The sequence below is a fragment of the Bifidobacterium dentium JCM 1195 = DSM 20436 genome, assembly GCF_001042595.1.
Lineage (GTDB): Bacteria > Actinomycetota > Actinomycetes > Actinomycetales > Bifidobacteriaceae > Bifidobacterium > Bifidobacterium dentium.
This window is the reverse complement of the sequence record NZ_AP012326.1, coordinates 432,190-458,496: the sequence shown is the minus strand read 5'-3', so window position 1 is coordinate 458,496 and position 26,307 is coordinate 432,190. Positions and strand designations below refer to the sequence as shown.

Annotated in this window: 14 protein-coding genes and 1 tRNA gene; 2 read left to right on the top strand and 13 right to left on the bottom strand. The window is 62.2% G+C overall.

Annotation, left to right across the window (positions count from 1 at the left end):
• Positions 1-167: 167 nt before the first annotated feature.
• The 9 genes from BBDE_RS01780 to BBDE_RS01740 all read right to left on the bottom strand — a co-directional run bounded on the left by BBDE_RS01780 (position 168) and on the right by BBDE_RS01740 (position 19,976).
• Positions 168-2,810, bottom strand: a complete 2,643-nt coding sequence (locus BBDE_RS01780; protein WP_012901865.1) for a polyribonucleotide nucleotidyltransferase — start codon at positions 2,808-2,810, stop codon at positions 168-170.
• 230 nt (positions 2,811-3,040) lie between these two features.
• On the bottom strand, positions 3,041-3,310 hold the full coding sequence (gene rpsO / locus BBDE_RS01775) for a 30S ribosomal protein S15 (RefSeq protein WP_003807806.1): 270 nt from the start codon (positions 3,308-3,310) through the stop codon (positions 3,041-3,043).
• Positions 3,311-3,457: 147 nt separating this feature from the next.
• Entirely contained in the window at positions 3,458-4,144 is a 687-nt protein-coding gene (locus tag BBDE_RS01770) for a hypothetical protein (RefSeq protein ID WP_003837486.1), read from the bottom strand.
• Positions 4,145-4,279: 135 nt separating this feature from the next.
• A tRNA-Gly gene (locus tag BBDE_RS01765) sits at positions 4,280-4,353 on the bottom strand.
• Between the two features lie 89 nt (positions 4,354-4,442).
• Entirely contained in the window at positions 4,443-6,257 is a 1,815-nt protein-coding gene (locus BBDE_RS01760; RefSeq protein ID WP_003837488.1) for an alpha-amylase family protein, read from the bottom strand.
• 149 nt (positions 6,258-6,406) lie between these two features.
• On the bottom strand, positions 6,407-6,862 hold the full coding sequence (locus tag BBDE_RS01755; protein WP_003837489.1) for a holo-ACP synthase: 456 nt from the start codon (positions 6,860-6,862) through the stop codon (positions 6,407-6,409).
• 233 nt (positions 6,863-7,095) lie between these two features.
• Positions 7,096-16,449 carry a type I polyketide synthase gene (locus tag BBDE_RS01750; protein ID WP_012901864.1) on the bottom strand — a complete coding sequence of 3,118 codons (9,354 nt, stop codon included), beginning with the start codon at positions 16,447-16,449 and terminating at the stop codon, positions 7,096-7,098.
• Between the two features lie 66 nt (positions 16,450-16,515).
• The gene (locus BBDE_RS01745) at positions 16,516-18,117 is read right to left on the bottom strand and encodes an acyl-CoA carboxylase subunit beta (protein ID WP_003837494.1); all 1,602 of its coding nucleotides are present in this window, start codon (positions 18,115-18,117) and stop codon (positions 16,516-16,518) included.
• Complete coding sequence (locus BBDE_RS01740; protein WP_003837496.1) at positions 18,114-19,976, bottom strand: ATP-binding protein; 1,863 nt, start codon at positions 19,974-19,976, stop codon at positions 18,114-18,116. Before BBDE_RS01740 ends, BBDE_RS01745 begins: the two co-directional genes overlap by 4 nt.
• A gap of 166 nt (positions 19,977-20,142) precedes the next feature.
• On the opposite strand from BBDE_RS01740, the gene BBDE_RS01735 reads away from it, so the two are divergent.
• Positions 20,143-20,724, top strand: coding sequence for a biotin transporter BioY (locus BBDE_RS01735; RefSeq protein ID WP_003837497.1), 582 nt, complete (start codon positions 20,143-20,145; stop codon positions 20,722-20,724).
• 79 nt (positions 20,725-20,803) lie between these two features.
• Here BBDE_RS01735 and BBDE_RS01730 read toward each other — a convergent pair whose 3' ends face one another.
• Together BBDE_RS01730 and BBDE_RS01725 are read right to left on the bottom strand one after the other, a co-directional pair.
• A complete protein-coding gene (locus BBDE_RS01730) occupies positions 20,804-21,661 on the bottom strand; it encodes a biotin--[acetyl-CoA-carboxylase] ligase (protein WP_003837498.1) in 858 nt (285 codons plus the stop codon).
• A gap of 174 nt (positions 21,662-21,835) precedes the next feature.
• On the bottom strand, positions 21,836-23,899 hold the full coding sequence (locus BBDE_RS01725) for a DUF6020 family protein (protein ID WP_003837499.1): 2,064 nt from the start codon (positions 23,897-23,899) through the stop codon (positions 21,836-21,838).
• Between the two features lie 85 nt (positions 23,900-23,984).
• Between BBDE_RS01725 and BBDE_RS01720 the strand changes: the two genes are divergently transcribed.
• The gene (locus BBDE_RS01720) at positions 23,985-24,764 is read left to right on the top strand and encodes a PucR family transcriptional regulator (RefSeq protein WP_003837502.1); all 780 of its coding nucleotides are present in this window, start codon (positions 23,985-23,987) and stop codon (positions 24,762-24,764) included.
• Between the two features lie 130 nt (positions 24,765-24,894).
• Here BBDE_RS01720 and rplA read toward each other — a convergent pair whose 3' ends face one another.
• Positions 24,895-25,587, bottom strand: a complete 693-nt coding sequence (gene rplA, locus BBDE_RS01715; protein ID WP_003837505.1) for a 50S ribosomal protein L1 — start codon at positions 25,585-25,587, stop codon at positions 24,895-24,897.
• A 14-nt stretch (positions 25,588-25,601) separates the two neighbouring features.
• Complete coding sequence (gene rplK / locus BBDE_RS01710) at positions 25,602-26,033, bottom strand: 50S ribosomal protein L11 (protein WP_012901861.1); 432 nt, start codon at positions 26,031-26,033, stop codon at positions 25,602-25,604.
• Positions 26,034-26,307: the final 274 nt, after the last annotated feature.

The window sequence follows — 26,307 nt, the reverse complement described above, 5'->3', positions numbered from 1 at the left end:
ATCCTTACCTTTAGCTTATTATTTCCTTGACTATCTTCGCATAGACCCTACACATTGTACTATCTTGCCTATTTCATCCCAAATGGCATCCGACTCCGATATGCAGGGCGGCACCATGATTGCCACGCGTTCGTTGCGATGAAGCCTCTAGCTATCAGCCTTCGCCATCAGTCCTCGAAGGGATCGAAGTCGCGACGAATGCGGCGACGCGGGCGTTCGGAACGCTCTTCGCGATCGGCGCGGTACTCGTCGTAGTTCTCGTCGGCGGCGTAACGCGGATTGCGGTCATCACGGCGGCCACGACCACCGCGACGGTCGGAACGACGGTCATCACGATCGTAGTCGCGATCGTCACGATCGGAACGACGACGACGCGGACGATCATCGTAGTCACGGTCGTCACGATCGTCATAGTCACGTTCGCGACGACGACGCGGACGATCATCATAATCACGGTCGTCACGATCGGAACGACGACGACGCGGACGATCATCGTAGTCACGGTCGTCACGATCGGAACGGCGATCGTCACGACGGCCACGGCCGCCACGACGGTCATCACGATCGGAACGGTCGCCATGCTCGCGGCGAGGTGCGGAGGATTCCTGATCCTCGAAGCCCGGGATGGCGAGGCTGATCTTGCCACGGTCGTCGACGCCCTGCACGATCACCTCAACGGTGTCGCCTTCCTTGAGCACGTCTTCGACGGCGTCGATACGCTCGCCGTTGGCCAGGTTGCGGATCTGGGAGATGTGCAGCAGGCCATCGGTACCCGGGGTCAGGTTCACGAAGGCACCGAAGGAGGTGGTCTTCACAACCTTGCCGTTGTAGGTCTCGCCGGATTCCGGCACGTGCGGGTTAGCGATGGAGTCGATGATCTCCTTGGCCTTTTCGGCACCCTCGCCGCCCTCGGAAGAGATGAACACGGTACCGTCATCCTCGATGGCGATCTCGGCGCCGGTCTCTTCCTGGATCTGATTGATCATCTTGCCCTTCGGGCCGATGACCTCGCCGATCTTGTCGACCGGAACGGTGGTGGTGATGATGCGCGGCGCGAACGGGCTCATCTCGGCCGGGCCGTCGATGCACTCGTTGATGACCTCGAGGATGGTGGTGCGGGCTTCCTTGGCCTGCTGCAAGGCAGAGGCCAGAATGTCGGCCGGAATGCCGTCGAGCTTGGTGTCGAGCTGCAGGGCGGTGATGAATTCAGAGGTGCCGGCGACCTTGAAGTCCATGTCGCCGAAGGCATCTTCGGCACCGAGGATATCGGTCAGGGTCTTGAAGATGTGCTGGCCGTCGACGTCACCGGACACCAGGCCCATGGCGATGCCCGCGACCGGAGCCTTCAGCGGAACGCCTGCGGCGAGCAGGGACAGCGTGGAGGCGCACACGGAACCCATGGAGGTGGAACCGTTGGAACCGATGGCCTCGGAGACCTGACGGATGGCGTACGGGAACTCCTCGCGGCTCGGCAGCACCGGCACGAGAGCCTTCTCGGCGAGGGCGCCATGGCCGATCTCACGGCGCTTCGGAGAACCGACGCGACCGGTCTCGCCGGTGGAATACGGCGGCATCTCATAGTTGTGCATGTAACGCTTGGACTGCGGACCGGACAGTGCGTCGATCTGCTGCTCCATCTTGAGCATGTTCAGGGTGGAGACGCCCAGAATCTGGGTCTCGCCACGCTGGAACAGGGCGGAACCGTGCACGCGCGGCACGATGTCCACCTCGGCGGACAGGGTGCGGATGTCACGCAGGCCACGGCCGTCGATGCGGTAATCCTGGGTCAGGATACGACGGCGCACGATCTGGCGCTGCAGCTCCTTGAAGGCGTTGCCGATCTCCTTGTCCTTCTCGGCGTCGTCCATGTCGGTGAACTCTTCCGCGAGGGTGGCCTTGACGCCTTCCTTGATCTCGTGGATGCGATCCTGACGCGGCAGCTTCTCGGCGATGGACAGAGCCTCATCGAGATCGGCGTGCGCGATCTCGTCGATACGGTTGTACAGGTCCTCGGTGTACTCCGGGAAGAGCTGGAATTCCTTGGTTTCCTTCGCGGCGATCTTCTTGAGCTCGGCCTGGGCCTCGCAGATCACCTTGATGAACGGCTTGGCGGCTTCGAGACCACCGGCGACGACTTCCTCGTCCGGCTTGGTCTGGCCTTCGTCGTAGATGAGGTGCCAGGCGTTCTTGCCGGCACCGGCTTCGATCATGGCGATGGCGACGTCACCGTTCTCGACGACGCGGCCGGCGACCACGATTTCGAACACGGCGCGCTCACGCTCGCTCCAACGCGGGAAGGCGACCCACTGGCCGTCGATCAGAGCCAGACGCACACCGGAGACCGGGCCTTCGAACGGCAGACCGGAAATCATGGTGGAGGCGGAAGCCGCGTTCAGTGCGATGACGTCATAGGCATCATCCGGATTGACGGCGAGTACGGTTTCGACGACCTGCACCTCATTGCGCAGGGTGTGCGGGAACAACGGACGCAGCGGACGGTCGATGATACGGCAGGCGAGAATGGCCTCGGAGCTCGGGCGGCCCTCACGGCGGAAGAACGAGCCCGGGATTTTGCCGGCGGCATACATCTTCTCTTCCACGTCGACGGTCAGCGGGAAGAAGTCGTAGTTCTCCTTCGGGCTGGAACCGGCGGTGGTGGTCGACAGAATCATCGAATCATCATCAAGATAGGCGGCGACGGCACCATCCGCCTGCTGGGCGAGACGACCGGTCTCGAAGCGCAGCGTGCGCTTGCCGAATGAACCATTATCGATAACGGCTTCTACAGCCTTGATTTCGGGACCCTCCATAGGGTTCCTCCTTTTTCTGTACTTTACTTAACCAACTATCGGTTGTCCTCTTCAGCGGACGTCCACCGATTTCAACATGCGTGACGCGACGGTACCTTCGTCGCTTTCCTCAATCCTTGATTCTAGACCTCTTACGCCCCAAACCGTTGGGCCTTCATACTGTCTTTCCTCATCGCGGCTGTCATGCAAAAACGCCCGGGCGCCGTATGACGCTCGGGCGGAAGATTATACTATCGGCGCAGACCCAGACGCTCGATCAGGGAGCGGTAGCGGTTGATGTCAACGCGCTTGAGGTAGTCAAGCATACGACGACGGTCACCGACCATCAGCAGCAGACCACGACGGGAATGGTGATCGTGCTTGTGCTCCTTGAGGTGCTCGGTCAGATCAGCGATGCGCTTGGTCAGCAGAGCAACCTGGACCTCCGGGGAGCCGGTGTCACCCTCGTGGGTAGCGTAAGTCTTGATGATTTCCTGCTTTTCCTCAGCCGTAAGTGCCACGGCATCCTCCTTATGTTGCTGCGCGGTGCTGCCGGCCCAATACCGGCGCGCTCTCTATCCGCGGGCGAAACACGCCAAATGGCAATCATACACGAAGCCCGGACCAAATCATCATGATGCGAATCCGCGGAATCGGACGGACCGATGTCAGACGGCGGTGAGCAGCCCCCCGAACAGCACCACGCCCAGCGCGACCAGCTCGATCACGAAAAACAGGATGAACGAGGCCCAGCTGCGCGTCAATACGTTCAGCTTCGATTCCTTCTTGATGCACACCAGCAGCCCCACCCACAGCACGGCATAGACGGCCACGCCGAAGCCGGCCGCGATGATGCCGAGATTGGCGGCATTCGCCAGCCCCGAGGCATTGCCGTACATCACATAGGTGGCATTCCAGAAGTTGAAGCTCAGCAGACACAGGCCGGCCACGAACTGTTCGGCGGCCAGGCCGATGACGAAGATCGTACCCCACAGCCATTTCTTCGCGTCGGCGACCATAAGCCCCAGGCCGGCCATCGTCATGATGGTGACGGTCCACGAAATCAGCGCGACGCCGCGGGGATTCAGAAAACTCAGATGCGCGACCAGCCAGGTGGCGTCCTTCACCGCGATGGCGCGGCCCCACCAGTAGGGCGCGATCATGGCCGCCAGCACCAGCACGATGAACAGCACCCAACGGCCCGGATGCGATTCGCGGCGCTCGATGTCGGCCAAGGACAGGTCGGACTGTTCGATGGATGCGGTCGGGTGCTTGGAAACGTCGACCGTCTCAACCGCGCCGTCAACGGCTTCCGCAGCCTTGTTGCTTTTCGCCTGTGCCATGTTCCGCTCCATTTATACATGCGATTCCTGCGACCATCGCGTCGTCTCGCAGCAGTTATAGCATACCCGGCACGTCACGCAATCGCACGGCAGGTATGCAAAAGGCGTGCCATCAGGCACGCCTTGCTTCTTCTCTTAAGCCCGTTATGGAGCGGATGACGGGAATCGAACCCGCGTAATCAGTTTGGAAGACTGAGGCTCTACCATTGAGCTACATCCGCGTACCGCCTTGCGTCGGCCCGAGCCGACACGAAACGACTCGAGCCATTATACACACTCCCCCAACAATCGCAAGTCTCCCCTGTCTGTCCTATGCTTCGGCCACACAGACCTGATAGGGTTCGAGGGTAACCTCGGCGGGCAGCATGATGTCGCCGTCGGAATCAAGGTAGGCGGTCTGGCGTGCGGACGAGAAGTTGAACAGTCCCAGCACCGTGCGTCCTTCCACATGGCGCACCATCGCCAATACGGCATCATTGTGCGCATCCCACGTCGTAACCCATGCATCCGGACCGAAACACGGATCGTCGCGCATCTCGCGAATGCCTTTCAGACCGTCCCACATCCGCTTCTGCAGGGTGCCGGCCTGCTTGCGCTTCTCGGCATTCTCCCAATTGAACGGACTGCGGTGCAGATTACGGGAGTCCTCGACGCGATCCGGATCCTCCTTGTATTCCCAACCGTTGAGCTGCACGATCTCGTCGCCGCAACTCAGCATCGGGAAGCCTCGCAGGAACGCCATGGCCGAATGCATCATCAGATCGCGTTTCATCGAAATGTCCAACAACGGCCTGTCGTGCGTGATCAGCGCACGTTCCACGCCGCACATGCTGGCCGTGGTGCCGCAGCTGCGCGCATCCTTCGACGCCTCGTCGTAGTTGTACAGCTCGCCCATAGCCCAACTGCCGGGTACGGAACCCTCATAGAAGTGATACAGAAACTCCTTATGCTTCAGCGGATCGATGCCAAGGCGAAGCTCCTCCGGCTCGTCGAGGCCCCAGCCGACATCGTCATGGCAACGCAGATAGTTCACGAACCAGCAGTTCCCCGGCAACGCGTCGAGCTTGTCGAGCTGGTCCTTCAGCAGGCGCACGTCACCGCTGGCGAGTGCACTCCACAGATTCACCATGATGGACACGTTGTACAGCATGTGGCATTCGGGATGTTCGGGAGTGCCGAAATAGGCGGCGAGTTCCTTCGGGGCCATCACCACCTCGCCCTTGAGCACCACTGCCGGGCAGACGCATTCGAGCACGATGCGCAGCATGCGCACGATGGTGTGCACCTGTGGCAGATTGCGGCAGTTGGTGCCAAGCTCCTTCCAGATGTACGGCACGGCGTCGATGCGGAATACCTCGACACCGAGGTTCGCGAGTCCCAGCACGCTTTTCATCACGGCGATGAACACCTTCGGACTGCGGTAGTTCAGGTCCCACTGGAACGGATAGAACGATGTGAGCACCCACTTGTGCATGTCTTCGTTCCATGTGAAGTTGCCGGGTGCGGTGGCCGGGAAGACCTCCGGCACGACGGCGTCATACTGATCGGGGACGGTGCGGTCGTCGTAGCAATAGTAATAGCCCTGATATTCGGGGTCGCCCGCCTGTGCGGCCTTGGCCCAGCGATGGCTGGATGCGGTATGGTTCATCACGAAGTCGAGGCACAGGCTGATGCCGGCGCGGCGTAGCTTCTTGGTGAGCGCAGCCAGATCCTCGTTGGTGCCCAAGCTCGGGTCGACCGAATCGAAATCCTCCACCGCATAGCCGCCGTCGTTCTGCGGATGCGGCATTTTCAGCAGCGGCATCAGATGCAGGTAGGTAAGCTTCTGCTCCTTGAGATAGGGCACCTTCTCGGCGAGATTCTTAAGATCTCCGGCGAACAGGTCGGTATACATGGTCATGCCGAACATGTTGCCGCGCTTGTACCATTCCGGATCGGCCACGCGTTTGGTGTCGAGACGCTTCAGATCGGCCGGTCGGGCCGCATGGGCCTCATTCATGAGCTCTCGCAGGCTTTCCAACGCTTCGGCATCGCCATACAGGCTCGTGAACAGTTCCTCCAGCTCCTCGCCATGTTGCGCGAGACGATTTGCGAATGCTTCGTCGGACTTGGAACGTGCGGCCATGGGCGGACTCCTTTGGGAAACTTCGTTGTTGTGAGTCTTTACGCAGCTCCCGTTGCTGCGTTGCCACTCAGTGTAGCGCGGCTCATTGCGTTTACCAAACCGGTTCGACGCGTGCTCTCACTTACTCTCAAACGTTTGATGGCCGCCCATCACCCCCTGTCGGCAGTGATATACGCCACCGCCGATGCGATGGCTCCGTCATGACTCAAGGAGATGTGTATCGCATAGCATTGCGGCGATCCCAGGGATTCCCGCAACTTGCACCGCACTTCCGGGGGCAGGCAGACATGGGGCACGCCATGCGAATCGTCAAGGATTTCGATGTCCGGCCAAGGGAAAGCGTCAATGGTGTAGGGGCGTGCGGGAGTGGCGGCATCACGTTCCGCCACGAAAGCCAACGCCTCGCACCAAGCCTTGAGGAAAGCCTCCTTACCGGCCCAGCGGACGGCGAGATGCACCGTCTCACCGTCGTTCTTGGCCTTCGCACGTTGCGCCGCTTGGCGTAGTTCGCGCGCGGAGAACAATCCGCGCATGCGCGAGCCGGACAAGCCCAACTGTTCGTCGAACGCGCCCACGTCAACCACGTCATGTCCCAAGCCCAGCATTGAACGATCCCTTTCATACCTCAACCGCAACGTTCCGACGACCGCTGCCTGCGCACATCAATCGTAGGAACCCCCAATCGCCGAACCAATGGGAGATTCCCTACGCAATACGGCAACCCGCCGACGGCGGGTCGTCACGGTACCGCAATGCGGCTCGGACGACCCGCCGACGGCGGCTTTCGTCAATCATTTCGACAGGACGGCTGGCCTGCCTGTGCAAGCCAGCCCGACCTTCACGCCTCGAAGTAGCCGGATGCTCCCAGACGGGCGTTCGGGTCGAGAAGCATGGCCTTTTCGACCTCGTGGGCGTCGTAACCGCGGCCGTCCTCATGGAAGCGACGGTTGTCGATCGGCTCATAGAGCGCAGCACGACCCATCATGCCTTCCTCGAGGCGGCGCTGACCGGCGGCCAGACGTGCGTTGGCGCGCTCACGCCATGTCTTCAGGGCCTCACGACCTGCGGTGTACGCCACGGAGGCTTCGAAGGCGCCCGGATTCACGATTGCGGCGAAGCCGGACACGTGGCCGAAGCCCAGCGAAGTGGCGAGACCCGCCTTGACGGCACCGATCTTCAATGGTTCCCTCAGCCAGACCATGTGATCGTCGCGCTCGAGCTTCGGATCGACGCAGTCGAGCGCCGCATTCGCCGGAACCACGCCGGACTTGAACAGCTGCGTCAGCCCGTTGACCTGGAAGATGCAGGCACCGCCCTTGGCATGGCCGGTGAGCGACTTCTGCGAAATCACGAACAACGGATTGCCGTCCGTGCGGCCGATGGCATGAGCCAGTGTGTTATGCAGCTCGGACTCGTTCGGATCGTTGGCGTTGGTGGACGTGTCATGCTTGGAGACCACGGCGATGTCGTCCGGGGTCACGCCGAGTCTGGCCAAATCGTGCACCAGCTTGGAATCCTTGCCACCCATGCCGGCAGCAAGCGCTCCCAGTCCCGGAGCCGGGATGGACGTGTGCGCGCCGTCCGCATAGGAGTGCACGAATCCGATTACGCCGGCGACCGGCAGGCCCAGCTTCAACGCGACGTCGCCACGGGTCAGCAGGATGGTGCCGCCGCCTTGAGATTCCACGAAGCCGCCGCGACGACGGTCGTTGGCGCGCGAGAAGAAGCGCGCGTCGATGCCCTTGGCGTACATTTCCTCTGAATTGGCGGTGGCGTTCATGTTGCCGAATCCAATCACGGATTCCACACCGATGTCGTCGATTGCGCCGGTGACCACGAAGTCGGCCTTGCCGAGGGCGATCTTGTCGGCGCCCTCCTCCAAGGAGACGGCGGCGGTGGCGCAGGCGGAGACCGGCTGGATCATATTGCCGTAGCCACCGATGTAGGACTGCATCACGTGTGCCGCAACGACGTTCGGCAGGGCTTCCTGCAGGATGTCGGTCGGAATCTCATGGTTGAGGAAACGATCCAGATAGAGCTTCCTCATGGAGGCCATGCCGCCGAACCCGGTACCCTGCGTGGAGGCCACCATGGACGGGTGTACGGCTTCGAGAATCTCCGTCGGCGTGAAGCCGGCGGACAGGTAGGCGTCGACGGTGGTGACGATGTTCCACAGGGCGATCTTGTCGACGTCGCCGACCATGGAGGCCGGAATGCCCCACTTGACCGGATCGAAGCCCTTCGGGAACTGGCCGCCGACCGTACGGGTCATGGCTGCGCGCCGCGGCACGCGAATCATGGAGCCGGCATGACGGGTCACGTTCCATTCGCCCGACTCGGCATCGGCTGCGATGGAAGTGTGGGCTTCGTCGAGCTTGACGTACTCTTCGGCGATCTGGCGGGTCGGCACTGCGAAGGTCACATCGTGATCGAGGAAGACTTCGGCCTCCTCCTCGTCGGTACCGCCCTGATAATCGCCGCCCATGCCTTCGTCGAACGGACGGATGCCGGAACGGGCCACGACTTCGTCGTGGTAGCGTTCGGCGATGTCCTCTTCGGGAACCAGGTTGCCGTCGGCATCGTACCAACCCGGTTTCGGACTGTCGTTCCAAGTCAGCAGACCCATGTTCCAAGCGAGTTCGAGCACCGCTCCCGCGGACAGATCGACCCGCCCGTCGGCATGGATGCCGAGTTCGGCTTCGAAGCGGGTGCGGCCGGAGCCCCACGGGCCCAGTTCACCCACGGAAACGATGACGATTTCGTCTTCCGGACGTGCGGTGACGTTCTGCCAATCCTTCAGATCGACCGCCGCCTGGCGCGGGGCACGCGGGGAAGGCAGTGCCTTGATCAGCATGGCTCCCTCAGGCGTGGAACCGTCTGCATCCTGCGATCCAATCTGCTCGGCGGCCTTGGCCTCGGCATCGGCCATGGCTTCGGCACGAAGCGCCCTGATGTCGATCGGTTCGGCACCCAGGCCGCCGGTCAGATCCACGTCGAGCGGAGCCCTGACGGCTTCCTCACGAGATTCGCGAGTGGCCAGATCGAGCAGTTTCACCGCGATCTCGGCGGTCGAATAGGTCTTCAGACCGTGACGTTCCACCACTGCGACCAACGGATCATTGCCACCCATCAGACCGGTGCCGCGTACCCAACCGATCTTCGGATGGGCGAATGTGACCCGGCCGGACCACGCCTTTTCGGCACGGGCACGGTTCACGATCGCATCGAACGAACTCTTCACCTCACCGTACGCGCCGTCGCCGCCGAAGATGCCACGGTTCGGCGAACCCGGCAGAATCACATGCAGCTTGTGCTGCACGTCGGTGTCGGCGCCGATCTTGGCAAGACCGGCAATCGCACGTTCCACGCCCCACAGCATGAGGCGGGCCTGGGATTCGAACAACTCGCCGGAGTCAGCCAAAGTGCCATGCACCGGCGGCGCGGCGAACGGGAAGAACAGGCTCGGCTCGTAGGCAGGCTTGAGGATGGTGGTGGTTGCGCCGGAAGTCTTCTTCTGCACGTTGCCGACCCACTGCACGAGCGCGTCCACATCGCGGTAGCTGGAGAGGTTCGCCGGCACCAGCCACAGCCTGGCGTCGCCTGCGGCATGTTCACGATAGGTCTGCTTGGCCCACGCCTTCACGCTCGGCTTGAAACTGTGCGAAGTGGCGACGACGGTCGCGCCACCGGCAAGCAGGCCGTTGACGACCTGAGCGGCGATGGAGTTCGGAGCCACACCGGTCACGACGGCGACATCGCCTGCGAACCTGCTGGCGGAAGCGTCATCGGAGATACCGTTGAGCGCTTCGATGGCCACATGCCGGAAGGCCGTGGCGAGGGCGGACCGCGTGGTCTCCCCCTCGGACGCGATCCTGTCCGCATACCAATCGGCTTCGGCGGCAATGGCCTTGCCAAGCCCGACGAAACCGCCGTCCAGAATGGAAGCGTCGTTGTCGTAGTAGGCACGGGCGAGATCCTCACGTGCGGAGGCCCAACGGTCATCGAACAGTATGGCCTTGCGGGCATCGAACCGTGGTTCGACCTGCTTCGGCCAGTCGGAGCCAAGCTCGGCTTCGACGGCGGCGACCACGGCCGAACCCTCATCAGCTGGTTCGTCGGCCACCGGCGCGGCAACACCCAGCTGGTCCAACACGAATCTGGCGGTGGAGGCGAGCACGCCGTCGGCACCGGTCACCTTGGCCGCGAATGCGTCCAGAGCCGCGGAATCGACCACTGCGCCACCGGACGCACCACCGGCGCTCGGCATGGACACAGCCACACCCCTGTCGGAGGCGACCTTCTGCACGGCCGCATCGATCAGCGCATTGGCCTCGGCGGCATTGGAAGCCGCGGCGGCCGTCAGCGAGGCAAGATCACCGCCGCGCGAACTGGCACCCTCGCGGGTCTCGAGCACGAGAGCGGCCACCACATGGCTGGCCCATCCTTCGCCGAGTTGCCAGGTGTCGGTCACACGCTTGGTGATCTGACCGAGCTTTACACCGGCCGCGCCGAACAGGCCACGGACACGGTCGCGTACGATGTCGGCAAGTACCGGCCCGAAAGCCTTATAGTTCGGCGCCACTTTGTTCACCAGAGCGCTCAGCGCCTTGACGGTCGCCTCGGCGGCACCGTCGACCGAAGCCACTCCCAGTTCGGAGCTGATGTCCATAAGCAACTGGTTACGGCGAGAGGAAACGCCATTGGTCAGGGTGTCGGTGGTATCGGAATCGCCGATTTGGTCCGGGCGCACCTTGGCGGAATAGGCCAGCAACATGGCGATGGCGTCGGCCGCCTTGAACGGCATGTCGGCGACGTTCGCACCGGACGGGGCACCGGCGGGAGCCGACGGAGCGGCTGCAACCGATGCAGGTGCGGCGGCAGGCTGAGCCGGGGAAGCATCCTGAGTGGCAGCCTGCGCGGCCGTCTGTACGACCGCCTCGGCAACAGCGGAATCGTCGGCATCATCCTGCGCAACGAGCGAATCGGAATCGGTCATGTATACGCGGCCCTCATCGCGACCGACGTTATAGACGGTCACGTCACGACCCGAGAACTGCGGCAGTCGCAGGGTCTTGGCACCAAGATTGGCAAGCGTCGGGGCATTGCCGAGACCGACCTCAACATATTCCTCGATACCGCAACCGCCCTGCTCCACGGAAGAGAACAGCAGGGCCTGCGTCTCGATCCAACGTACCGGCGAAGCGAACTGCCACGACAGCAGCTCGGTGAGCAGCAGTCGGCCGAGCTTCTGATCGTCCTCGGCGTAGGAATCCCACACCTGCGGATCGTCGAGCGCGGCCTTGATCCGTTCGGATGGTACAACCTCGAGAATCCTGGCCGCGAATTCCTTCGTCATCGCGAACGGGGCAGCCACCAGATTCGGGATATAGCGACCGACCAAGCGGCCGCGATAGTCGATATGCGCCGGCAGCAATGCGTCGAGCTTGTCGCGGAATTCCGGCACGCCCTTGCGCAACAGCGTGGAATGGAACGGCACGTCGATGCCCGGCACCAGCATGAACGCCGGCTTGCCTCCACATTCGGCGACGCGGCGGGCGGCATCGGCCTGCAGTGCCTTCAAGCCCGCGATGGTGCCGGCCACGGCATACTGCTGTCCGGCAAGGTTGTAGTTCACGATCTCAAGGAACTCACCCGAGGCCTTCGCGATGGACTCGACGTACTCACGCACGCCGTCGTCGCCCACGCCGAACTGATTCGGGCGAAGCGCACCCATGCGGTAGTTGGAACGGCCCTTCTCATCGCGAGGAATGAGATGGTGCATGGTAGAACCACGGTGGAACACGAGCTCAAGCACGGTTTCCAGCGGGATCACGTTCGCAAAGGAGCTCAGCGCATTGTATTCGCCCAGCGAATGACCGGCGAAATAGGCCGGCCAGATATCGGCACCGGCTTCGCGCAGACGCGCGGTCTGGGCAAAGGCCACGGTGGCGAGCGCCACCTGCGTGAACTGGGTAAGGTTGAGCAGACCTTCCGGATGACGGTAGGTTACGCCGTTGGCGGTCAGCTCCTTCGGATTATCGCGTACGACGGCGAGAATCGAGAAGCCGAGCCTGCTGCGGGTGAGCTTGTCCGCACGCTCCCATACGTCGCGGGCGGCAGCGGACTTGGCACGCTCATCGAGCACCATGCCCTGCTTCTGGATGCCCTGACCGGGGTAGACGAAGGCGGACTTCGGCGCGCGCACGATGGCGGTCGCGCGGGAGACGATGTTGCCGTCGATGCGGCTGGTCACTTCCAGCACCATGCCTGAGTGGGCCACACGACCCACACGCTCAATGGAGATTTCCACTTCGTCGTCAAGCTGCACCATGCCGTACATGTTGTAGGTCCAGCCGGCGATCTCATAATGTGCGCCCTTGTCGTCGAGCGCCTGCACCGCGTACTGCGCGGTCGCGGACAGCCACATGCCGTGTACCAGCGGGGCCGTCAAGCCGGAGACTGCGGCGCCGCGATGGGAGGTGTGAATCGGATTGAAGTCGCCGGAGGTGCGCGCGAAGGCGGTCATCTCGTGCGGGGCGGTCACCGTGACACGGCGTAGCAGACGACGCGGGGTGCTTTCGATTTCGGCATCGAGCCCGCCGTAATCCGGCGCTTCCGGCGGCAATGCGTCGGAGTATGCGCGGCCGCGGATGGCGAAACGCTCGGTTTCATTGGCCAGCAGGGTGCCGTCTTCGGCGGTGTGGGTGACGTGGATGGTCACGACACGTCCGGAAGCGGACTCGAAGTAGTCTTCGGCCCAGCTGGTGAGGGCGATCGTTTCGCCGGTGTGTTCGAGGAGTTCGTCCTCGTTCACTTCGAGTTCCACAAGATGGTCGAGATGCACGGCGTTGAGCAGGCCTTCGATGACCGGGAAGCCCTTGACATATACGGAACCGAGGGCCGCATAGATGGCCGGCCATGCCGGCCCGACAAGCGCATCGGGGGCGATGCGGGACGGCACAAGGTCGTTCGGCAGCGCACCACCGGTGGCCGCTTCATGGTCGAAGCCGAGGTTGGCCGACAACGTATACTGCGTGTGCGCTTCGCCGAACGGACGGTCGGCGGCGTCTTCCATTCGTTCGATCGTCGGCATGGCGGTGAGCTTGTCGCCGGTGATGGCGATGTTGCCGATGCCTGCGGTGTCGGCGAGCATGCGATACACATGTTCCGGCAGGCGGTCGCGGTCCACGACCGGGAACAGACCGGCTTCGGTGCCGTTGACGTTGAGCGGGATCACGATGTCACGCACGGCATGCTTGGAGGCGCCGCCGTCCGGATCGTTGTCCCAGTAGGTGTCGAGGTGGATGTCGAGATCGTACTGTTCGACGTCGCCGTTCGTGCCGACCTTACGGATTTCATAATCGGCGTCGCCGTTATCGGTGCCGTACGCCGGATTGGCCATAAGATGGCCGACCCAGGAGATGTTCGGCGACTTGCGGATGAACTCCTCGGCGCAAGTCGCGGCACCCAGCTGCGCGAAGGCACTCAGGTCTTTCGCAACGTCATGCGCGGCGACACGCTGCACCATGGCCGATTCGAACCGGCCAAGGATGTCGGCCACCGGCTCGTCGACGGTGGTGATGCCGGCAACGGAGATCGGACCCGGAATGATACGCACCGAATCGGCGGAGTAGCGAGGGTCCTCCGACTGCCATAGTTGGTCCTGACCCCACCAGCGCAACAGATCGTTGTCGATGACCGGCACGAACGGCATGGGCTTGGGATACTCGCGCACCAAGGTCGGGAACCAGGCCTCGTCCATCGGGGTGACGGTCAGCTCATCGGCCTGCGGATAGGCTTCGCCCAGCTTGGCGATGGCGGCGTGCGGATCGGCCTGCACGTCGGCGCGGGAGGCGAACAGCGACGTGAACTCACCGCTTTCCTGCTCGGTGACGCGCGCTTCGATGCGTTGCAGCAGGTGCAGGAAACGGTCGGCGTAGGTCTCGTCGGCCCATGGGAAGGAAAGGTCGGCGAAACGCTGGGCCCACTGAAGGTAGGTCATGGTTTTCAAATCACCGAAATACGGCTTGGCGGTGGCGTTCAGCGCTTCGATGATCTCTTCGCGACGGCTTTCCAGCTCCTCGGGATGCTTCATGACGCGCACCAACAGACGGCCGCAGCGGGCGGAGGAGTTCTCCAGCTCGTAGATGTCGGCATGCAGGTGGCTCAGTCCGGAGGTCACCCCGCCCAAGGCCTGGCCGCTCGGCACCCACTGCTCACCCAGCGGGGCGAACGGATCGCCGGCGGCTCCCTTGGCGTCGATGCCCGGAGTGTTGACGAGCATCCGCTTGACTTCCGCACTGGTGTGGGCCTCTTTGGCGGTCATGACGGCGGTGCCGACAAGCACGCCGTCCACCGGCATGAGCGGACGACCGTATTCGGTGGACCATTCACCGGTGATGTAGTCGGCGCCACGTTCCGGCGTACCGATGCCGCCACCGGCCACGAGCACGAGATTGGACTGTTCACGCACTTCGGCATAGGTGCTCAGCAGCAGATCGTCAAGGGACTCCCAGGAATGATGCCCGCCGGCGGAGCCGCCTTCGACTTCGATCAGCACCTTGGTGGGGGCCACGGCCTTGGCGATGCGTACGACCTGACGAATCTGGTCGATGGTGCCCGGCTTGAAGCTCACATACGGGAAGCCATCGGCATTGAGGCTGTGGATGAGTTCCACGGCTTCATCGAATTCCGGAATGCCGGCGGAGATGACCACGCCGTCGATGGGGGTGCCGCTGGCACGCTTCTTCGGCACGATGCGCTGGGAACCGAACTGCAGGTTCCACAGATAGCGGTCCATGAACATGGCGTTGAATTCGACGGTGCGACCTTCCTCGAGCTCCTCCTCGAGTTTGGCCACATGGCGGTCGAACACACTGGCGGTCACCTGGCCGCCGCCTGCGAGTTCCGCCCAGTAGCCGGCGTTGGCGGCAGCGGCGACGATTTCCGGCTCCACGGTGGTCGGGGTCATGCCGGCGAGCAACACCGGAGCCTTGCCGGTGAGCTCGGTGAACGCGGTACGTACCTTGTCGCCGGCAGCGGTATGGATGACGCTCGGCGCAAAACGGGTCCAATTCTGGGTGCGTTCCGGTGAGGTCTCCAAGGTGGACAGCGCACCGCGATCGGCCGTGGTGAAGGCTTCCACCACACCGACGCCCGTACCTTGGGCCACGGTGGAGAACAGTTTGCCCACGGTGGCGCCGGGACCGAAGTCCAGTACCCACAAGGCACTCGGATCGGTGGACTTCATCAGGGCGCTCACACGGGCGGCCCAATCCACATGGTTGAACAGCACCTCGGCGGCAAGCTCACGGGCATGATCGGCATCAATGCCGCAGGATTGCGCCCATGAAACAGTCTGTGAAACAGCTTCGGCCATCAGCGGGCTGTGGAATGGCAGGGTCACGTCAAGATATTCGAGCACCGGATCGAACACACGACCGCCGCGCACCTTCTCCTCACGCAGCTTGGCCTGACGCCTATGCTCCTTGGCGACCTCCACGCCGAATGCGGCAAGATCTTCGGGATAGCCCGACAGCACGTAATGCGTGGCGGAATTGGCCACGGCCACGGCGATCGGACCGTGCACGCCGGAAACACGTGCGATCAGCGCATCCACTTGGGCACGGGTGATGTCCTTGACCGACAGCATCGGAGTCGCCTCGCCATGACGGGCGGCAAGCCCCAACTGACGGGCCTGGCGGGTTCCGGCAACACCGATCAGCGTAGCGATCGCAAGAATCTCATCGATCTGCGCGGTGGCCGCCGCGATGGAACCGGCCTGTTCGATGGCCTGAACCATATGTACGGCAAGCACGCCCTGAGAGTGGCCAAGCACGGCGATCGGCTTGGCCTTGGCCGGATTGTAGCCGAGTTCGGCGGCGTCGATCAGCGCACCCAACTGGGTGAGCGCAATGCCCGGAACGCTGGCCGCCGCGGATGCGGCGTCGCCAAGACGGGCCGGATTCGCCTCGAAGCCGAACAGGTCGACCGGACGTCCCGTGGTGGCCAGCAGGTCCGCGGCCACCGGGTAGAGCAGGGCCTGTGCCGCAGCGGCATGAGCGTGCAGCTCACCGTCGAGCACCGGATTGGTGCTCTGGTCGGCAAGCGCCACGGGCCACGGCGTGGACTGGCCGGCGAAGGCGAGCGCGTGCGGCTCGCTGTTCAGTCGATCGAGAAAAAAGGCGTTCATGATGTTCCTTACTTCTATTGCAAAAACTTCGTTGATGCTCCCCTACCAGGGGCAGCGTTACAGGGGTCAGAGTGGCTGATTGCCGTGATGCTTGGTGGTTTTGCGGGCGCGCTTCTTGCTGGCGAGCAGTCGCAACGCGTCGACGATGGTTTCGCGGGTCTGCTCGGGATCGATCATCGCGTCGATCTCGCCCATTTCCAGCGACAGGTTCGCATTGACGGTGGTGCGTTCGTACTCGGCCGTGTATTTGGCCCTGAGCGCCTCCACGTCCTTGCCGGAATCCTTGGCTTTCTGCAGGTCTTTGCGATGGATGATGTTCACCGCACCGGTGGCACCGAGCACTGCGATCTGGCTGGACGGCCATGCATAGTTGAGATCCGCGCCAATCGACTTGGAACCCATCACGATGTAGGCGCCGCCGAAGGCCTTGCGCAGAATCACGGTGACGAGCGGCACCTGCGCATTGGCGTAGGCATAGATCACTTTCGCACCACGGCGGATGATGCCCGCATGCTCCTGCTGCGCACCCGGCTTGTAGCCGGGTGTATCCACGAACGTGATGACCGGCAGGTTGAACGCATCGCATAGACGCACGAATCGCGCCACCTTTTCGGAGGAGTCCACATCGAGGATGCCCGCATTGACATTCGGCTGGTTGGCCACGATTCCCACCGGATGCCCGTCGATGCAGGCGAAGCCGACCACTGCGGAACAAGCGAACAGCTCATGCACCTGCACGAATTCGCCATAGTCCACGACACAACGGATCACATCGAGCACGTCGTAGGGTTGCCGGTCGTTTTCCGGTACGACGTCGGCAAGCCTTCTGGCTACGTCCCGGTCGGCCCTGGTCGCCGCATACGCGTAGGTCGGCGGTGTGAGATCGGAGTTCGACGGCAGGTAGGCGAGCACCGTGCGCGCATAGTCGATTGCATCGGCCTCATCCTCGCCCAGATAGTGGGCCACGCCGGAGGTGGTGTTGTGCACATGGCCGCCACCCAGATCCTCCATGCTGATCACCTCGCCGGTGGCCGCCTTGACCACATCCGGACCGGTGACGAACATGTTGGAGTTCTCGCGAGTCATGATGATCAGATCGGTCAACGCCGGGCAGTACACGGCACCACCGGCGCACGGACCGAGAATCAGCGAAAGCTGTGGTACGAATCCGCTTGCCTCGCAGGTCTTCGTGAACAGGTGACCGTACTGCGTGAGCGCGGCCACGCCCTCCTGGATGCGCGCGCCGCCGGAATCGATCAATGCGATGATCGGCACCTTGAGATTCAGTGCCTGATCCATCAGCCGACAGATCTTACGACCTTCGGCCACGCCCAATGTGCCGCCCTTGACGGAGAAGTCCTGCGCATAGACGGCCACTTTGCGGCCGTGGATCTCGCCGAAGCCGGTGATGACGGCGGCACCCGCCTGACCTCCGTTGATGTCGCCGCCGCAGAATCTGCCGATTTCCTCGAAAGTGCCGGTATCGAGCAGCAGATCGAGCCGTTCGCGGGCGGTCAGCTTGCCTTTGACATGCTGACGGTCGCGGGCATGGTCCTCCGCCTCGTGCGCAAGCTGCGCGGCACGCAACACCGCGGGACGGATCGGCTGCGAGCCTTCGACATGATCCACGGCATCCTGCACGGCCGGGCTGGTGAGAATATCGGTCATTGCTCGGCCTCCTCGTCCTTGGATTCGGGGGTTGTGCCCGCCACGTTGATGGTGAGCAACGTCTCCCCCGCCTCCACGCCGTTGGCCGGACCGACGAAGATCTTCGTTACCGTGCCCTTGACCGGCGCGTACACGTAGTTCTCCATCTTCATGGATTCGAGCACCACCAGCAGATCGCCCTTGGCGACCTCCTGCCCCTCGGCCACGTTGATGCGCGTGACCACGGCCTGCATCGGCGAGGCAATGATGCCGGACTGCCCTTCGCTGGCCTGCGGGCCCCGTTTGACGTGATGCAGACCCTGCCCGCGCAGCGGCTGGATGGCACGTTTGGCGTCGCGGGCCTTGGCCGAACCGGTCAGGTTCGCCACGATGTCGGTCGGTACCGTCAGCGACACCCTGTGGTTGTTGACTTCGATCACGAAGGTCTCGCTGGATTCGATATCCTTGCCTTCGTCGGCGGCACCGCTCAGCGAGGCCGGCTGGCCGCCGTGCGAGGAGGCGGCCTCCTTATTGAGGTACTTACGTTCCAGCCACTTCGTGCTCACGTCATACGCGGCACCATGCTCGGCGGTGAATTCATCATCGTTGAAGATTCGTTCGAACAGGCTGGCCGGCGTCGGTACGCCCTCGATGCTCAGCTCCTCCAACGCACGACGCACGCGGGCCACGGCGTTCGCCCGATCGGAGGCGGTAACGACGAGCTTGCCCATCATCGAATCGAACTTCGGCGAAATGGTGTCGCCTTCAAGCACACCGGAATCCACGCGGATGCCCGGACCGGACGGCCAACGCAACGCGGTGAGCGTGCCGGAGCTCGGCGTCAGGTTCTTGGCCGGATCCTCGCAGGTGAGGCGCAGCTCGAAGCTATGGCCTCGAATCGGATGCTCCACCGTCAGCTCACCGCCGTTCGCAATCGTCAGCTGCTCGCGCACCAGATCAAGCCCGCACACCTCCTCACTGACGGTATGTTCGACTTGCAGACGCGGATTGACCTCCAGGAAGTACACCTTGCCCTGTTCGGTCACCATGAATTCGCAGGTGCCCAGACCCACGTAGCCCACGGCTTCGAACAGGTTGCGGGAGTAACGGGCGAGCTGTTCCATCACGGTGTCGGGCAGGAACGGCGCCGGGGCCTCTTCGACCAGCTTTTGATTGCGGCGTTGCACGGAGCAGTCGCGCGTGGAATACACGGTGAAGTTGCCATGCGTATCGCGGCCGCACTGCGTCTCCACATGACGGCCCTTGTCGATGAAGCGTTCCACGAAGTATTCGTTCAGGTCGCCGCCCTGCAGCGCGTCATGATTCATGTAGAATCCGCGAAGCTCATCGTCGTTGCGCACCAGCGTGATGCCGCGGCCGCCACCGCCGTCGGTGCGCTTCAACATCAGCGGATAGCCGTGCGTATGCGCGAAGTCGAGCAGCAGGCGCATGTCGGAAATCGAATGCGAGATGCCCGGCACCGGCGGGACCTTGGCGAAGGTCGCCACTCGCCGTGCGGTGATCTTGTCTCCCAGATCGACCAGCGCCTTCGGATTCGGGCCGACCCATGTCGCGCCGGCATCAATCACCTTCTGCGCGAAACTCGCCACCTCGGAAAGGAAGCCATAACCCGGATGCACCGCATCGGCGCCGCTGCGGTGCAGAATGTCGATGAGCAGATCCTCGTTGAGATACGTGTCTTTGTAGGTGTCGCCCGACAGCAGATACGCGTCATCGGCCATCTGCACATATTGCGCATGACGGTCCTGTTCGGCATACACCGCCACCGTGGGAATCCCCATTTCGCGGGCGGTGCGCACTACACGTAGCGCAATCTCACCACGATTGGCCACCAAGAGTGTGTTGACGTTTTTAGGCATGTTGTCAACATTGCTCGCTTTTGCGGCTGCACGAACACTCGTTTTCCACAAAAGTGACGCGGTCTTTTTGTACGGCTCCACAAACGTAGTCGTAACTTCATTTTTCTACGATTAAGCCCGTCGGTTGACGAATCACGTTCTTTCGTCGCTATTTCAAGGAGATTTCATGTACCACGCAATCCTCACCATCAAATCGCTGTCCAACGGCAAATTCGGCTCCATATTCAAACCGGTGCTGTTTGCGCTCCTACTATGGGCCGCTTCCGCCGCCGGCGAAATTCCCGTACCCGGCACCCCGGTGCCCATCACTCTGCAGACCTTTGTGATCATGCTCGCCGCCCTCATGCTGCCTTGGCGGCAGGCCGGCGCAGCCATCGCCCTGTATCTGGCCGCCGGCGCACTCGGACTGCCGGTATTCGCCGGTGGCGCCTCCACCCTGGCGCTGGTCGGACCGAGCGCCGGGTTCCTGCTCGGATTCCTGCCCGCCGCCGTCATCACCTCTCTGCTCAAGGGCGAAGCGCGCACCGACTCGGCCAAAGGCAGCATGCTGACCGCGGCACGGTATTGCGGCGCGGCCTTGGTGGGTTGCGTCGCCGTGGACTATCTCTTCGGATTCATCATTCAGTCCGCCGTCACGAGCGTATCCCTGCCGGTCGTGGCCGTCGCTTCCATGGGCTTCGTGTTCGGCGACGTCATCAAGGCCGTCGTCGCCTCGGCAGTGGCTGCCGGATTGGCGAAGCTTCGGTAGGGACCGGAACGCATCACCCATTGACGCATGCCGCCCTTCGCCTCACCGTGAGGGCATGATACGCCTTCCGTTCGTCGAATCACCGGTTTTGGAGTACGCCCACGTCGGCGGTGGTGACTCGGTGAAGCGCCCCAAATCGATCCCGCATGGTGAGGGAGGCATCAGGGTTAAGGGCGATCGCCCGGCCTTGAAGGGCGGAACCGTCGGTGAAATGCGCTTCACAGGGCTTGCCCAAAGTCCAACAGACCACATTCATGGCTTCCAGGCAACGTTTGGCCTCGCGCTGAGGGTCGGCCTCGAAATCGGTTAGACGCAACCTGAGATCTCGCACTATTCGGGCGGCCAATTCATCCCGCAAGGCGGTTGGGTCCGGCAGGTCGCTTGTGAGCATCTGCAGGGAGATTGAATTCTCCGTAGGCAAACGGTCGACGGGAACGTTGAGGTTCAGGCCAACGCCGAACACGATCGCCACACGTTCGCCGCAATCGGGAATCGGCACCATTTCGGCGAGAATGCCCCCGAGTTTCCTGCCGCCGACAACGATATCGTTCGGCCATTTGAGCTGCGGCTCGGCGCTCCGGTGCGGGCAAGCCCCGCGAATCGCCTCCAATACGGCCAATCCGGCGATCATCTGCAACCAACCGCCGATTGATGCGTCGCGCACGATCGACACGGGCACATTCACCACGAAACTGACGGTGAACGACTCCCCCGGCCTACTGGTCCATCGGTGGTCGAGGCGACCTCGGCCGGCGGTCTGCGCATCGGCACACACCACGGCGATCTCACCTCCACGCCGAGCATCACCGTACAGTTCACCGGAGCGCACCAAATCGGCGGCGTAGGTGTTGGTAGAGCCCACCGAATCCAAGGACAACACGCAATCGGCCGCAACACAGGTGCCCGGCATCGTCAACGCCGAATCCATCAATCCCATCCAATACCCCCTGACATGCTATCTGCCCGCCGTGTGAGCATCTTCGCACGGCTTCAAACCTAACCCAAAAACAGACCGTTGGAAAATAGCGGCTATCACACCCAGCGGCAAACCTCCGACGCCCTCACCGCGTGAAAGCGCTCACACAGCGGGCAGGTAGCCCTTTAAGGGGCATCAGGAGCCGGTCGGCACCGCCGTATGCCGTTGCCGGCGCGACTCACGCCAGAACTGCAAGCAAAGGAACCCGAACACGAAGGCAACGGGCAGCATGTGACGCTCGAAATTATTCGCCGGCGCGGTGATCATCACGCCCATGAGCAGCAGCAACGGCAGATGCCACGACAACGAACGCCAGCGACGCAGCACCACCTCGGCCGCACCGATCAGTAGCGTGAGCGTCACATACAGGTTGCCATGCACCAACCAGCCGAACACCGGGATTTTCCCCCACTGTTTGGCGAAGTCGGCCACTTTGTCGCGCCACTCATGGTTGTACAGGTGAATCCAGTCGTTATCTTCCTGCACATAATCGTTGTTCACGTAATAGTCCATCGAGACGTATGGCAGGTCGGTCACATCGAAGTAGCCGAAGCATTCGGCGAAGAAGGCGTCCAGCGCAATCACTGGATTCGCCTTGACGATTTCCAGCCACGCCTTGTTGAAGTTCTCCATGTCCTCTTTGGTGACGGTGCGCCACTTGTAGCTCACCTTTTTGGATTGGATGCCGGAGGATTTCACCGGGTCGGCGTCCTGCTGGTAATATGCGTCGGCCATTTGGTCGAGGTTGAAGATCGGCTCGAGCTTCGAGGCCGCGTCCGCCGGAATGCCCTGCGGATTGTATTTCGCCACGCGCGCGATCTGCTGCAGCTGAATGCCTCGGCTTTCGATGGGGTCACCGCTGATGATCGCACCGGAATCCGCGAGGAATACGATGCCGCCATGGATGAGCACGGTCGGCAGCAGCAGGGTGACCACATAGGTCTTCCAGCGCTTGCGGTCGTTCAGCAACGCCAGAATCAACGCCAGCACGATGATGTACCAGGCGTATTTCGCGCTGATCAGCATCACCACGCTCGACATGAAGAATGCGAGCATGGAACGCTTGCGCAGTCGCGTCGGCTTGCCGTTGATGGTCGGCAATGCCTTGATATGTGTCATATGCAGTTCGTACCACACCCCGAACCACCATACGAACGCGAAGGCGAACAGTGGCGACTTGGTTAGTGAGATCGTGGCGAACACGGCCAACGGGCACACCATGAAGAACAGCAGTATCACGAAACGCGTCTTCGCACCGGCGCGCAAACGGGAGGGGCGCGCGACCACACCGGCTTCCGGATGCATGAAATCACGCTGATTCCAACAGTCATGACGTTCCGGATGGGAGAAATCGAAGGAACCGACGCCAAGTCTGCGCCAAGGCAGGTTGAAAAAACGGTTTGCGGTGGCCGCGCAGCAGAAGGCGGCGAACAGCCACTGCAACGCCGCCAGCGTCACGATGCCCGCATCATTGGAATCCGTGAAATAGCGTGAGATTGCGGCTACTGCGCCGTAGAACACCGTCAGCACGATATTGTGCTGATCGGTCAGATAGGTCGGGTTCGCAGGCCACATGTAGTGCGCGGTCGGATAGATGTCCATCGGCACGAACGAGAAGAAACCGATATACGGCTGTTTGAGCCCGGTCCACTGGTTCCAGGCCCAGCTGAACTCACGGATCTGCGAACGGATGTCGGCACCGTACGCAGCCAGCAATGTGGTCGGAATCCACAGCCAGCCGATCACGAACACCAGCATGAGCTTCCACCAGCAGTCGGTGCAACGCGTCAGCTTGCGTCCGACCCAGATGACCACGGCATGCACGGCACGCCCCGGACGGCTATGCGTGGCATCGTGCACATGCTTCAGCACGATGCCGAGAATGGTGGTCGGCGTGCCCTCGACTTCTTCATGCAACCGCTCATGCCGTCGTGTGAAATACCTCGGCAGTACGCGCTGGCCCCGTCCGAATCTGACCAGTGCCACGACGATGGCGAAAAACACGGCGAAGGAAAGCGCCAGAATCAGCATGTTGGCCCAGCCGAAGCCGTCCAATCCCACGTTGTACCAGTACAGCGGCCCGATGGCGCAGCACCATGCCAGCCACAGACATGCCAATACGGCCAGCGTCCAACGGCAAAAGCCGGAGAGTCGCGCACCGCGGCTCCTGGATTTTCGTACTTCGGTCATATCCGGCATATTACCGTTACGGCCCGAATGCGCGATGCACCCGTCGCACGCGACCCACCGCAATTCATGGCGTCACCGACTAGACTTGACGAGTATGAATTCCGATCAGGCTGACATTCTTGACCTGCTGTCAGGTCATACCGACGATTCCACCATCGAACGGCTCGCGTTCGAATGCCTGATGAACGGCATCGCCGACGAACGCGTCACTTCGTTGCTGAATGTGCTCGCATGGCGCGGCGCATTCGACTGCTTCGCCATCGGCGGGGTGCCGGCTTCCAATCCGATGGCCGCTTCGCTGGCCGCCCGCAAGTCCGTACGCGATTTAGGCGGTGAGAACGCGATTATTGGCACATATGGCAGTTTTCTGCTGATGTTGGTGCGGCAGATTGGCGCGGCCACTCCGGAGGTCACCTGCACTTCGGTGATGCCGGCATTCGCCGAATCCGATCCCGTGTATCTGAGTCCGGTACGTTCCGGTGTCGCCGGTGCCTCGCATGCCCTGCGGGAGACGTTGTTCTCATTGCAGGCGGCACCGGCCCTATCGACGCAGTCGCGCCCGTTGCGTGCGGATGAACTGCTGCCGGAACGTGCGCTGCTGGGTGACGATTACGCCCGCGAAGAACTGTATCGGAACGTTTACCGTGTATTGCGCGGCGACAATCCCGATGACCCGACCTATCTGACGGTCTCCACGTTCCTCAGGTACGGCAGTTCGTTGGAGAATACCGCCAAGGAGCTTAATGTGCACCCGAACACGGTGCGTTACCGACTCAAGCGCGCCGCGGAGACCACCGGCTGGGATGCCACCGACCCGCGCGACGCCTATGTGCTCACCACCGCTCTTGCCATCGGCCGCATGCGTGAGCACTGAGCCGCACTCGATTGCGGCTGTTCGGAATCCCTCCCTCCTGATTCCGCATGGTTCCGCATACGACAAGACCCGCATCCGTCAATCGACAGGTGCGGGTCTTGTCAGGCGTTGATTACAGCCAGGCGTGCAATCAGGCGAGAATCGCCGGATCGACCGGGACGCCCGGGTTCATCGTGGAGGTGATGGTCGCCTTGGTAACGTAACGGCCCTTCACGGTGGACGGCTTCAGACGCTTGACTTCGTCGGCGATAGCCTTGAAGTTCTCTTCCAGAGCCTGCTCGGTGAAGGAGAGCTTGCCGATGAGGAAGCTCAGGTTGCCGTTCTTATCGACACGGAAGTCGACCTTGCCGCCCTTGATGTCCTTGATGGCCTTGGTGACATCCATGGTCACGGTACCGGTCTTCGGGTTCGGCATCAGGCCACGCGGGCCGAGCACGCGGCCGAGACGGCCGACCTTGCCCATCATGTCCGGGGTGGCCACGACGGAATCGAAGTCAAGGAAGCCGCCGGCGACCTTCTCGACGAGGTCGTCGTCACCGACGATGTCGGCGCCGGCCTCGAGAGCCTCGGTGGCCTTCGGGCCACGGGCGAAGACGAGGACCTTGGCGGTCTTACCGGTGCCGTTCGGCAGGTTCACGGAACCGCGAACCAGCTGATCGGCCTTGCGCGGATCCACGTTCAGGCGCAGCACGGCTTCAACGGTCTGGTCGAAGTTGTACTCCGGCATGCTCTTGAGGAGAGCGATGGCTTCGTTGGCGGTGTAAAGGTTGTTGCTATCGACCTTTTCGGCCGCTTCGCGATACTTCTTGGAACGCTTTACCATTTGTCCTTCTCCTCTCAGTCGGTAACCGTGATACCCATCGAGCGGGCGGTGCCCTCGATGATCTTCATGCCGGCTTCGACGTCACGTGCAGACAGATCGGCCATCTTGATTTCGGCGATCTCACGGACCTGAGCCTTGGTGACGGAGCCGACCTTGTGGGTCAGCGGGTTCTCGGTACCCTTCTGGATGCCCGCGGCCTTCTTCAGCAGAGCTGCCGCCGGCGGGGTCTTCAGGATGAAGGTGAAGGAACGATCTTCGTAGACGGTGATCTCGACAGGGATGACCTGACCCATCTTGTCCTGCGTCTGGGCATTGTATGCCTTGCAGAAGTCCATGATGTTCACGCCATGGGAACCCAGAGCCGGGCCCAGCGGCGGGGCCGGATTGGCCTTGCCGGCCTGAATCTGGAGCTTGATCAGCGCCGAGACTTTCTTCTTAGGAGCCATTGTATGGTTCTTCTTTCTATGAAGCGGTGTTAGCGGCACCGGATGTGGTTTCCCATAACCGGTTCCTTCCGCAACGTATATTGCTGTGCTGTGCTAGCGGGCCACGAGCTCGTTTCGGGCATACGAAACCCTCCAGACACAAGCTTTCCCATTATGCCTACCCGCCACGACATTGCGTCGCGACATTGCGTGAATACCGAAGAACCCCGCATCGCTGCGGGGTTCGAAGTTTCAGGTTCCTCACGATTGATTCCCGACTTCCGGAACATGTGTG